Origin of the sequence: Streptomyces sp. SD31 (genome assembly GCF_052068475.1) — a bacterium.
GTDB lineage: Bacteria > Actinomycetota > Actinomycetes > Streptomycetales > Streptomycetaceae > Streptomyces.
Window position 1 is genome coordinate 1 of sequence record NZ_JBQHCX010000037.1, and the last position, 11,757, is coordinate 11,757.

Here is an 11,757-nt window from a genome sequence, read left to right on the forward strand (position 1 = left end):
TGTGACTTCCAGCGCTAGGTGTCACCGGTGATGGCGTTTGACCTGACGTGTTCTCTCGCGCTTCCAGCGCCTCCTGTCACCAGATTCATGCGGCAGTTGTCACTTCCGGCTGTTTCTCGGCCGAGTTGTCACCAGATCCGGAGATCGCCCTGCTTGCCGCTCTCGACGGTGGTCGTGTGGTGCTGTGGACGGAGTGCGTTCCCTTGTACAGCCAACGTCCCCGGCTGAGGCTCGGGTCGGTGGTCTGTGGTCGCACATCTGCTGGTGGGAAGACTTGCTTGTCCCGGTGTCCGTAGCGCCGGGCAGTGACGGCCTCGGCCTCGGGCCGGGGTGGACGCGCCGTTGGACGGTGACCTGGCGGACAGCGAGCGACGAGGTGTCGTGCACTGTGCGGGACTTGGCCCACACACCTCTCGCGGAGGGAACTCCGATGCGCTGGTTCTCCTGGCGTCGGGCCCAACGCCACCGCCCCAGCCTTCAGTTCCTCGTCAGCACCGGCCGTCATCACGGGGCCGAGAGCTTGGAGGAGGCCCGGCTGCTCCTGGTCCTCGACTTCGCGGCTGGCCTCGTCGACGTGCTGTCGCAGCCCCTGCGGCTGCGGTTCGACACCGCGACCGGCCGCAGGGGACACATCCCGGACTTCCTGGTGGTGACCCGGACCGGCGTCTGGCTGATCGACGTACGGCCACGGGCGCTGATCGCGCCGGAGGACCTGGAGGCGTTCGCCGCGACTGCCGAGGCCGCGCTGGCCTGCGGCTGGCATTACACCGTCGCTGCGGGCTGGAGGGACCATGTCGCCGCAGCGGTCGATGCCTTCTCCTCTCAGCGTCGGTCCTTGTCCGACCCGCTCGGGCTGCGGCTGGCGCTCAGGGACGCGGCCTGCGAGGGTGGCACGTTCGGGGAGCTTGTGGACGCCACCCCGTTTCCGCCGCTGGCCCGTGCGCAGCTTCTGCACCTGCTCTGGCACCGGTGCCTGGGAGCCGATCTGAGCCGACCGTTCGGTGACCGGTCCTTGGTGATTAACCCCGCTGGGGAGGCGTGATGAGGCCGGCGGCAGTCCTGGACCTCTCGCCGGGGGCGGCTCTGGTGCTGGACGGCGGGGAATGGACGGTCGAGCGCCGGGAGCCCGAACTCGGTCGGGTCCACCTGGTCCGCGGCGATGGCGCCCGGCAGCCGGTGAGCTTCCGGTTCCTGGCCAATCACCCCAACTGCCGCCCCTCATCCAGGACTGCGGCTCAGGGCTCCAGCCGGGGCCGTCAACCGAAGACCGTGCAGGACCTGGAGCCGGGAAGGCGGGAACTCGCTGCTTTCCGCCTGGCTCACCTCCTGGAGGTGGAGACCGGCTTCCGCAGCGGCGACCCGCTGCGTCCGGGGCCGGGTGAGCCGAAGCCGGAGTACGACCCGGCCACCACGACGCTGACCGCCCGCCGCCTGGCGAAGGTCGCCGAACTGGGAGGCATGGACCGCCAGCAGGCGAAACTGCTGGGCCTGGACCGGGTCGGCTACCGGACCCTGATCCGCTGGGACCGCCGACGCCGGGAAGCGGGCCTGATTGGCTGCGCGGACGAGCGGTGGCTGCGTGAGAGCGGCGGCCATCCGAGCATTACCGAGGAGGTCCGAGAGGCAATCTTCGCGGTCCGCGCGGAGACCCTGCACCGGTCGAAGGTGACCATGCGGACCCGGGCGCGCATGATCCACCAGTATGTACGCGAGACCTTCCCCGACAGGGACGTCGTCGTCCCCAGCTACCAGACTCTCTGGGTGGTCTGGCGCGAGTGGTTCGGGCCGGGTCGGTCCCGCCAGCGCTACGCGCGCTCAGCCGAACTGCCGTCGAAGAACGGGCACGTGCTCGTTCATCGGCCCGGCCAGGTGGTGGCGCTGGACACCACGGTGCTGCCCGTGATGGTCCGCGAGAGCGTGTTCGGCGATCCGGTGAAATGCCACCTCACGCTCGCGATGGACGTGCACACGCACTCCCTTTGCGCCTTCCGTCTCACCCTGGTCTCCGACCAGTCAGTGGACGTCGCGATGCTGCTGCGGGACGTGATGCTGCCCCTGCCGATGCGGGCAGACTGGGGCGAGGAACTGGAGTGGCCCTATCCGGGCCTGCCCGCCACGGTGGTTGCCGAGTTCGCCGGGCATAGGGTCGCCGGCCTGCCGTTCTTCGCGCCGGAGACCGTGACCACCGACCACGGGTCTGTCTATCGCAACCACCACCTGGTCGACGCCCAGCGGGTGCTCGGCTGCAACATCCTTCCCAGCCGCGTTCTGCGGCCCACGGACAAGTCCGCCTGCGAGCGGGCCTTCGGCGCGATCAGGTCGCTGCTGTTCGAGCAGCTGCCCGGCTACACCGGCATCGACCCCGGCGACCGCGGCGCCGACCCGGAAGGTGACGCGGTGCTGACAATCGACGAGATGGAGCACGTGATCGCCACCTGGATCGTTGCAGTCTGGCAACGGCGCCGGCTGGGCCAGTACGCGCCCAGCTGGGACCCTGGCGGCGACCACAGCCCCAACTCACTGTTCGCTGCCTCGTTCGCCCAGGCTGGATTCGCCATGGAGATCCCCTCGGCGGAACTGTTTTACGAACTGCTGCCCGTCCACCACGTTCGCAAGATCGATGCTCGGCGCGGAGTGAAGATCCGCGGACTTTGGTATGACGCTCCGGCCCTGGACCCTTACCGGGGCCAGCACTCGACCCGCGGCGGACAGCACAAGGGCCAGTGGGTCATCCGCAGGGATCCCCGAGACCGCCGCAGCGTGTTCTTCCAGGACCCGCTCACCCACGACTGGCACCCCCTTGCCTGGACCGGGCTGCCGCCTGATGGGCAGGCCCCCGCCTTCGGTGACGCACGCGTACGCGAACTTCTCAAGAAGGCCCAAGCTTGCGGGCTCAGGCCCCGCACAGACGATGAACTCCTGCCGGTCCTTCTGGAGTTGCTCGGCTCTCGCGTCCCGGTGAGTCAGTGGCCGACCCGGCTCCCGAAATCGGCGCGGACTGAGCACTCCCGTGAGGTCGTCCAGGCCGCCGCTTCGCGAGCTGACCGGCCGCAGAGTGAACCCGCCAAGGTTGCCGTCGGGGATGGGGTGGTCACTCCCTTGCGCTGGCAGGACAGGACGCGTCAGGCCGCGGACAGCATTGATAGCCACCGGCGGCACCGCCGTGAGCAGGCAGTCCAGGAAAGGCCGACGCCGCCGCCTCCGCTGGGTGAGGCCTACCGGCAGCGTGATCTTTTCCTCCTGCCCGAGGATGATGAGGAAGAGGATGGGCATGGCGGACCAGGCGTGGGGTGAAAATGGCATTGTCCCCTTTCTGCGGGCTGGCCCGCCGCCTGACCGCACCAGGGTCGAGGGCTGGCGGCAGTGGCAGGAACGTCGGAGCACTTTCATTCCGGCGCCGCGGCTCACCGCGGAGGAGTTCGCGGCGATGAGCCCGAGACGCCGTGCTCTGCATGACCTGCACCGGACCGCGACGCACGTGAACATGGGGCTGCTGGAGACCCCGATGAGCGCGAAGGTCACCAAGCTGATGCGGGGGCGGATGCGGAACAACGCGCTGAACTTCGAGCCGGGCACTCGCGACGGGCTGATGGTCAGCGGCGGCGGTTACCTGGGCAAGACGGAAACGGCCTGCGATGCCGCGGCCACGTTCGAGATGCTGTGGCGGGATCTTCACCGGCAGCTGCTGCCCGGTCCGGTCCCGGGCACCCGGGACCTGTTCGTCCCCGTCGCCTACTGCCGCACTCCGGTGCGGGCGACACCGAAGGGGTTGTGCGCGGCCGTTCTGGACTTCTACGGGGCGCCGCTGCCGAAGACGCTGAACGGCATGATCCGGGCAGTGCGAGACTCGTTGCGGGACCATCGCACAACGGCCTTGCTGCTGGATGACATCACCAGACTCAGGCTCCACCGTGAGGACGACCAGGACACTCTCGATCTCGTCCGGGAGCTGATGGACCTCAACGTCACCCTGGTGTTGATCGGTGTCGACATCCCCCGTTCGGGGCTGCTGAGGAGCGGCTACCCCGATCCTCGCACGGGGCAGTGGGTCTTCCCGCCGGCTAAGCCGGGGAAGAGTTACAACCCGTCGGCTGCCACGCAGACTGAGCGGCGTTTCGACCTGGTCGATCTTGATCCGTTCGACTACGACACCGCTGAGGGCATGACCGCGTTCATCCAGCACCTGGCTGGCATCGAAGACAGGCTGAGGCTGTTCCGGGCCCGGCCAGGGATGCTCACCGAAGGCGGGATGCCGGAGTACCTGTTCCGCCGCACCCGCGGCATCGTCGGGCTCCTCAAACGGCTGATCGAGGACGGATGCACCGAGGCGATCGAGTCGGGGGCCGAGGAGCTGACCCCGGAACTGCTGTCAGCGATCCCGATCAACCTGGGCAATCTCACCGACCGTGACCCAACAGCCGGGGAGATTCCCGAAGTTCCCATGGATGTTCCCGTCCCTGCCCGGAAGCCCTGCAGGAAGGGACGTAACACCGTTTACGACGACCGCGGTGGAAGCGCGGCCGGTGGCTGAGCCGCCCAGCCTGTCCTCCTTGCGGTCGCTGCCCAGGAGCCTGGACCCGCTGGAGGATGAGTCACTGCCCGGCTATGTGCTGCGGCTTTCGCACCGGCTGGGCGTCGGACCGGGACCGCTGATCCTCCGCATGGGGATCCCCAGCAGCCGGAAGGACAGGACGACCCTCATCCGCATCCCGATCTCCTGCGCGATCAATCTCGGCGAAGCCGACCTTGACGCTTTCTGCCACGCCACCCGTCTCTCCCGCCAGGAGACAGTTGGCCTGCTGCTGGCCTCGCTCGGAACCCGCTACGGCCCCTTGAGCTCCGAATTTCGCGGCCGGAGCAGTTCCGGCACCAGTCGCCTGCAATACAACAACCCCTGGCTCCTGACCACGCGGACCCAGTATTGCCCCGACTGTCTCGGCGGAGACGGTTCGGAGATCCAGCAGCGTCACGGCGGCGCCTGGCGCAGGCTCTGGAGGCTTCCGCCGGTCTTCTCCTGCCCGCACCACGAACGATTTCTCCGCCGCTACTGCCACCTCTGCGGCGAACTGGCCCAGAATCGCCACAGCAACGACCTGATTGCCCGGCCGCGAGACAGCGACCTGCATCCTGTCCGATGCCGAGCGACCCCGAAGCCGGGGAATCCCCGGGCGGTGAGCCCAGCCTGCGGAGCCGACCTCACCCAAGCTCCCAGGAGTGAGGAGCCGATGCCCCGAGACCATCAATCACGCGACGTCCTCTTCACACTGCAGAAGAAGTACCTGTCGTTCCTGTCCCCGGAGGGTCCCGAGCAGGTCAGCAGCATCGGCTGGCTGACCCCCACGGCACAATACTTTCAAGACCTCCGCGGCGTCGTCGCCCTGATTTTCATGACCTGGCCCGAAGCCCGGCCCCACGCGGCCACCCCTGCACTGGCGCGAATCATCGATACCGAGGCCGAACGGCGTCACGAGCTGTTCCATCGTCGCGGTGCCCAGCCACGGAAGAACCTGCGGTCAACCGCATACACCGACCCGCCGGACGATCCCGTCGCCACCGGCGCCGTCCTGGAAATCGCAGACCGCTTCCTACGCACACCAGACGAAGAAGCCGCAGCACAGTTCCTCGTCCCCCTCGCGAACGAAGCCAAGCGCATCCACCAGCCGCTCAGTTACTCCCTCCGCAGCCCCCGCGGCGCCTCGATTCCCCTCCGAGTCGTCCTCGCCTACAGCCCCCAGGGAAAGCCGAGAAGCCGGAGCGACGTTATCCAAGCCGTCTCGGCAGGAACCGCGACCCGGTCGTCACCATGAGCTACTTGTCACTTCTCCGTAGCTATGCGGGCACAGGGCTGTGATCCCCATGGGTTCATCGGCTGTCCGAGCAGGTCAGCAGGCATCTGGAGCCGTTAGGCACGTAGTCAAGCCTCCGATGCAACCCTGAACGAGCACCGGAGTCGATCGAACCGGCGGTCTGTTCAGAATGGCCTCTGAGGAGCATCGGATCGGCCAGTACAGAGAGCGCGGTAGCAGCATCACCGCGCAGCGCCTGAAATGTACCTATGAGACTAGAGAAGAGCCGGAAGGCCCTCGCACTGGCGGAGAAGTATCTGGAGATCCTGGAGGAGCTCGCCGACGACCAAGAGGAGTTCCAGGACTCCTTCGTCGGCGCCATCGCCGTGATCCGCAGAGTCGGTCACGCGGTCGAGTCCGAGTCGAAGGTGCTGGGGCGGACGTCCGGATTTGGTCAGTGGTGGCGGGGAACCGCCGACGACCCTCGGCTCAAGTGCGTCAAAGGCGCGAGGGACCTGGTGCTCAAAGAGGCAGGTGAAGCGGCCCAGGTCCAACACGAGGTTCTCGTCTCCGATGCGGCGATGGCGCGCGCGACCGCCTACAACCCTTCGGTGATCACCGAGTCCCACATCGACGTAGTCAGAGACGGTACCGCGCCAGCGCGGTACACCTTCAGCGTGCCCTCGGCGTCCCCCACGGACAGCGGTGCGGCGGATCTGACCTACCGCCGAACATGGGTCTTCGCGAGCGGGGAATGCGCTGGCGAAGAACTGATCCCCGCGCTGCGCCGGTTCCTCGATTGGATGCGCGACGAGGCCATCCCCAGAGCTGAGGCTGCCTGAGCCCCAAGGTGCCAGCGACTCGCCGGGCCGTCAGCTGATCGGTGGCACCGTCGGGTGTTCTGAACGAACCGCTGGATCTTGGGAGTATGCGGTTCGTTCAGACAGGCTCCTGGAGGTCACCGTGTCCGAGGCCCTGCACAGGGTCCACTTGCCTTACGTTCCTTCTCCGAACTACCGGGGGCGTCCCGTGATCAGGTGACGCGACGATCAGTCCCGAGGGGAAAGGCCGGTATGGGCCGGAGGTCGGCGGGGTGTTAGCTTCCTGCCTGTGTTAGACCACCAGGATGAGACCAGGGCGGCCTACGACGGGGTCGTCGAGATCTATGCGTCGATGTTCACTAGCCGGTTGGAGACGCGGCCGTTCGCGCGGAACATGATCGGCACCTTCGCCGAGCTCGTGCGTGATACGGGGAACTTGCGGGTAGCCGACATCGGGTGCGGACCCGGTCATCTGACGGCCATGCTGCACGACTTGGGGCTGGACGCCTTCGGGATCGACTTCTCCCCGGCCATGGTCGACCACGCGCGGCGGGCCCAGCCGGCGTTGCGGTTCGACGAAGCGCGAATGGAGGCCCTGCCGGTCGAGGACGGCACGCTCGGTGGAATGCTGGCCCACTACTCGATGATCCATACCCCACCTGAAGAACTGCCCGCGCTACTCGCTGAGCAGGCGCGTGTTCTGGCACCAGGGGGTCTGCTCCTGGTGTCCTTCTTCGGGACCGAGGGGCCGGAACCGGTCCGCTTCGATCACAAGGTGGCGCCCGCCTATAGCTGGCCGGCGGAGCAGTTTGCCAAATTGCTGGCCGAGGCCGGGCTCGTCACGGTGGCTCGGTTGCTCCACGACCCAGCGTCCGAGCGCGGCTTCCTCGACACACACTTCCTGGCCCGCCGCCCGTAGCTGACCTGCGAAAACTCTTGAGTTAGTTCGGTCAACATGCCTTACAGCTCCTCAGCACCCTAGATAATTGCGGAAACTGAAGACTCTCAGCCTGAACGGGTGCCGACGAACGTGTCACCAGCCGCAACCGCGGTTGATCATTGTGGCTAGCTCAAGGGCAGACCGCCCAAGCTGACGGCTCGGCAGCAGGTCCACAGGGTCGCGCAGCACTCCACCGGCGAGCACTCCCATCGCCGACCTCGCCGAGTTGTTCTCTGTGTCGAGAGCGACGGTGTACCGCGTTCTGGAGTGGGCCCGACCGTCCAGCGACGTGCATAGCTGACGCGTTACGGTGACGACCGTTTAATCACCTGGCGGCGGAGCCTCCCACGGCGAAGCGATCCATCCTTTCGGCTCCCACCCGTACCGTCTCAGTCTTCTCGCCTCGTCCACACGCCCGGCCGCGTGCAGCAGATCGGTGGCCAAGGTCAGGGAGCCAGTGTTACCAGCTTCAGCATGGGCTCTCAGCCGCTCCAGGGCCTCGGCAATCCGTGTGGGCCTCTGCAGCAGCCAGGCGTAGTCGTCCCGCAGCATCAGGGGAGCCCACTGCGTGGTGACCCTCGCGCCGTCGACGACGTTGCGTTGGACCCAGGCATCGGCGTCCTCAATCTGCTGCATCTTCTCCAGCAGAGCGTTCATCCCCAAGGGGGCGGAATCGCTCGCCTCGGAAGCAAGCCGATGGCATGTCAAGGCCTCGTCTGTCATACCGCGTCTGGTCAGCAACAGGACTGCCCATCCCAGAGCGAGAAGGTCACCAGTTTCGGCGCCGCGCTGATACCAAGCGATCGCTTCTTCCTCCCGGTCGGCCATGCGCAGGATGTCGGCCGCCGGTCTCAGAGCACGGGTGGCACCAGCCTCGACGGCGCCCTGGTACAGGCGCATGGCGATGCGGAAGAGACCACGGGCGTGGGCTGCGCGGGCGAGTGATGCACGGCCCGACGGAGTGCCGTGGTCAATCAGAACGTCCCATGTATGAGCCGGAACCGGAACGACGAGAGCGTCACGGGCTCCGGGAACCGGGGGAACGGTGCTGCTGTGCCGGCCGTGTTGTTCGAGGTAGTCGGCGAGACGGTAGTGGGGTTGCGCGAAGGCGGGGTGGCCGCGTCGCGGCCGGATACGGGTCAGCGGGCCGCGAGTGCCGCGCACCGGGCAGGCGACATAGGCGAGGGACCGTTCGAGCCAGTCGTCCTCCAGCAGGTCCCACTGCGTCTCGGTGAGATAGCCCTCGGCGGCGGCCTCCAGCAGAGCCAGGGGCAGGGCGAGGCCGTGACCAAGGCTGCGCACGTCCATCGCGGCCTCGATCAGCGCCTTTGCACCTGGGGATGCGTTGTTGTAGCGCTCGATCAGGGCGGGGACGCCTGCCAGGTACTGGGTGACCTGCCCTTGCTCCGCGTGCTGAAGAGCTTCGGCCAGACGGGGGTCGCAGGTGGTGGACTGTGCAGTCGTGAGTTCCTCAACAGTGAAGGCCTCGGGGACGGTGATGCTCTTGTTCGAGACCAGTTGGCGGGCCTGCACGTACGGGTCTGGTGGTACGGGCCTAGTCCTGGGGACATCGGTGAGCGTGTCCCAGTGCTCGGGCCAAGTGGTGCCCAGGATCAGCACCGGGCCGCGTTCGGGGTCGTTCAGCAGCTCACGGAGGCCGGAGGCGACCTGCGCGCTGTGGTCACGGTCAAGGAGGTAGTGCTGGGCATCGTTGAGCCACACCACGGTCTGCGGCGCCACCAGTTCCAGGTTCCTGATCACGGCTGTCGGCTGATCGGGCTCGATCGGATGCCACAACCGCCATCCGTCCGGCAGGTTCTTGACCGCTTCCCAGCAGGCCCGGGTCTTGCCCGTGGAAGACCCGCCGACCAGTACCGCGATGCCGCTCTGCCCGTTCGCGGCGGCGGCCACCAGCGAGCCCAGCCGAGTGTCGAACTCACGTCTGACGTAGGCGGGTAGTGCGCTGATCCTGCCGACTGCGGCGCCGCCGTCGAGGGCCGGGTGTACCTCCAGGTCGTTCAGAACGAGCCGATCGTCGAACTCGGCAATGGGTCGGCCGACGTAGCGGCTTACCGCCCGGGTACCAGGTGGTACGGCGGTGACGGGCTGAGGTGTTCTGGCCTGTTCCCACCGCTTCTTCCACAGTTCCTTCGTGCTCACCCACTGCCCTGTCGCTTTGGCGCGGTCCGGTCCGGTGAGTGTGTCGGGTCGAGGTTGCCCGGACCATTCCAGCAGGACCTCGACCAGGGTCCACAGGGTCTTGAAGTCCTTGGCCGGGGCGCCCCTTTCGAACCAGCCGCCGACGGTGGTTGGCGAGAGGGACTGCTGGAGCCGACGGCCAGCCTCGGCGATGGCGTCCGTGCGGTCCCGGCCCTGAAGCGCGTTGGCCTCCAGCTTGCGCAGTTCCGAACGCAAGATCTCTCGTCCGGTACTCAGGTCCGTCCTCTTGCTCACCGCACACCCTCCCCGGTCCTGCGGATCCGTCGGATCCGTCCGACGGCCAGCTCAGCACTCCTGTGAACTGGGCTTTTGATGCTGGTATCTGTCCGGTCCGGTAAAGCTTCAGCCCTGCGGGGCGGTCGGCTGTGATGTTCCTCGTGCGGCCCATCCGATGGCTGCACGAAGGGAGGGAATGCCATGAACATCACCGCCTGGGCCACCCTGGTGCCCGTAGCCATCGCGCTCGTCGCCGCTGCCGCGGCTGTGCTGATCGTCATCGTCGTGGTGAAGGGCACAGCCTCGCGTGACCGCGCCACGGTGCTGAAGGCTGTCGCCGAGGTGATCCGTGCCGTACGCGGCAGCCGTAGATGACGGCCCATCAGCCTCGTCACCGGGCGCCCCTCCAGGTGGGGCGCCGGTGGCGAGCATCGTCGCACTCCGCTTGCCCGCCACGAGCTCCAACTCGTCGAGTACCGTCCAGTGCTCAACCAGCTCATCCATCCCCACCGGCAGTCGCCCACGAACACGCATACTGCCGGACAACCCAGGTCAACGCCGCCGAAAGCAACAAATGATCAACGGCATCTGCGGCTCGTGACCCGTTCGTTAACGACAGCCCGTGAACCTGGTGGTGGGTGGCCACGATGCGAAGGCTGTCGTGGTCGCCGAAATAATCGGCACAGACATGTCCGACCCGCGTGGTACGACTGCAGCGCAGCAGAGTTCGAGCAGACGGGCGGTCAGTAGTGGGGCGACAGGAAGAAGCGATCCGCGTTGCGGATGAGCTCTTGGCCGACATCGAGCTCAAGCGGTTGAAGGCGTCCGAGGTCGTCCTGAAGGCCAGCCGGCTCGCCCGGCTGGTCGGCCACACCGAGTTGACGGAGTTCCTCGGATTCGAGCGCAACGGATACCCGATCGACGGTTCCGTCAGGCCTTGGATCGGACGAGCGGGCCGGTGGGCCGACAAGGAGAAGAAGACCTTCCACACCGGCTCGATCGCGAAAGTGGAGGCGCAGGTCGAGTCTGCCCAGCAGGCCATCGACGCCATGCGCGGCGGGGGCAACTATTCGGGCGACAATGCCCTACTTGCCTCGCGCCGCCACGACGAACGGATCCTCCAGTCCTCGGCCGTTTTCGGCACGTGGGCCGGGATCTGCGGGCAAGTTGTCGCGACCGTCTACGACATGATCACCGAGATCTACCACGAGCTCCTGTTCAGCGAGCTCCAGGCGAGTCTGTTCGCAAACACCCAGGAGAGGGTCGACGGGGCGTTGGCGGCGGCGAGCGGGACTGCGCTCGAAAAGATCGAGCGCATCTCTGACCGCCTCCGGGACGGGGACCGCGAGTCTGTCAGCCAGGCCCTCACCACCTGCCGTCGGCTGATCGATTCCTCCGCGGATTACCTGTTCCCGGCCCGGGACGAGTTGTACAAGATCGGGGACGAGGTCGACCTGAAGGTCGGGCCGCAGCAGGTGCTGAATCGGCTCCAGGCCCACACCCACGCATGTGGGGCGTCCAAGAGTCGCAGGGACCGGCTACGTCGGACCTTGTCCGATCTCTACGCCCGGTGCTCCGCAGGCACTCACGCTGAGGTCACCATCGACGAGGCCCGCTTCATCTTCCTGCAGACCTACATCGCCCTCGGCGAGATCCTGACCCTGAGCGCGGCGCCCGAGCACGGCGACTCCTGATTCCGGTTGCCCGCCTGACATGTGCGGGACCACTGGTGACAAGAATCGCTGGAAAGTGACACCTATCGCGTGAAGTCACA

At 66.9% G+C, this 11,757-nt stretch carries 10 protein-coding genes; 9 read left to right on the top strand and 1 reads right to left on the bottom strand.

The features are described 5' to 3' along the window. Nucleotides 1–286: 286 nt before the first annotated feature. From ACTMVF_RS42215 to ACTMVF_RS42245, 7 genes are all read left to right on the top strand, one after another. Complete coding sequence (locus ACTMVF_RS42215; RefSeq protein WP_441276402.1) at nucleotides 287–1,042, top strand: TnsA-like heteromeric transposase endonuclease subunit; 756 nt, start codon at nucleotides 287–289, stop codon at nucleotides 1,040–1,042. Beyond that, nucleotides 1,042–3,294 (top strand): transposase, encoded by a 2,253-nt coding sequence (locus ACTMVF_RS42220; protein WP_351055722.1) that lies wholly within the window; start codon nucleotides 1,042–1,044, stop codon nucleotides 3,292–3,294. The genes ACTMVF_RS42215 and ACTMVF_RS42220 overlap by 1 nt, the downstream gene beginning before the upstream one ends. Next, complete coding sequence (locus tag ACTMVF_RS42225) at nucleotides 3,272–4,531, top strand: AAA family ATPase (protein WP_441276403.1); 1,260 nt, start codon at nucleotides 3,272–3,274, stop codon at nucleotides 4,529–4,531. Before ACTMVF_RS42220 ends, ACTMVF_RS42225 begins: the two co-directional genes overlap by 23 nt. Next, on the top strand, nucleotides 4,524–5,807 hold the full coding sequence (locus ACTMVF_RS42230) for a TniQ family protein (protein ID WP_441276404.1): 1,284 nt from the start codon (nucleotides 4,524–4,526) through the stop codon (nucleotides 5,805–5,807). The genes ACTMVF_RS42225 and ACTMVF_RS42230 overlap by 8 nt, the downstream gene beginning before the upstream one ends. 248 nt (nucleotides 5,808–6,055) lie before the next feature. Then, entirely contained in the window at nucleotides 6,056–6,628 is a 573-nt protein-coding gene (locus tag ACTMVF_RS42235; RefSeq protein ID WP_441276405.1) for a hypothetical protein, read from the top strand. Nucleotides 6,629–6,896: 268 nt separating this feature from the next. Continuing rightward, a complete protein-coding gene (locus ACTMVF_RS42240; protein WP_441276406.1) occupies nucleotides 6,897–7,526 on the top strand; it encodes a class I SAM-dependent methyltransferase in 630 nt (209 codons plus the stop codon). A gap of 229 nt (nucleotides 7,527–7,755) precedes the next feature. Beyond that, entirely contained in the window at nucleotides 7,756–7,848 is a 93-nt protein-coding gene (locus ACTMVF_RS42245) for a helix-turn-helix domain-containing protein (protein ID WP_351056135.1), read from the top strand. A 20-nt stretch (nucleotides 7,849–7,868) separates the two neighbouring features. On the opposite strand, the gene ACTMVF_RS42250 is transcribed toward ACTMVF_RS42245, so the two are convergent. Then, nucleotides 7,869–10,001, bottom strand: coding sequence for a tetratricopeptide repeat protein (locus ACTMVF_RS42250; protein WP_351055727.1), 2,133 nt, complete (start codon nucleotides 9,999–10,001; stop codon nucleotides 7,869–7,871). Between the two features lie 183 nt (nucleotides 10,002–10,184). Between ACTMVF_RS42250 and ACTMVF_RS42255 the strand changes: the two genes are divergently transcribed. Further along, entirely contained in the window at nucleotides 10,185–10,358 is a 174-nt protein-coding gene (locus tag ACTMVF_RS42255; RefSeq protein ID WP_351055728.1) for a hypothetical protein, read from the top strand. 326 nt (nucleotides 10,359–10,684) lie between these two features. Next, the gene (locus ACTMVF_RS42260; protein ID WP_441276407.1) at nucleotides 10,685–11,677 is read left to right on the top strand and encodes an AbiTii domain-containing protein; all 993 of its coding nucleotides are present in this window, start codon (nucleotides 10,685–10,687) and stop codon (nucleotides 11,675–11,677) included. The last annotated feature ends 80 nt before the right edge of the window (nucleotides 11,678–11,757 follow it).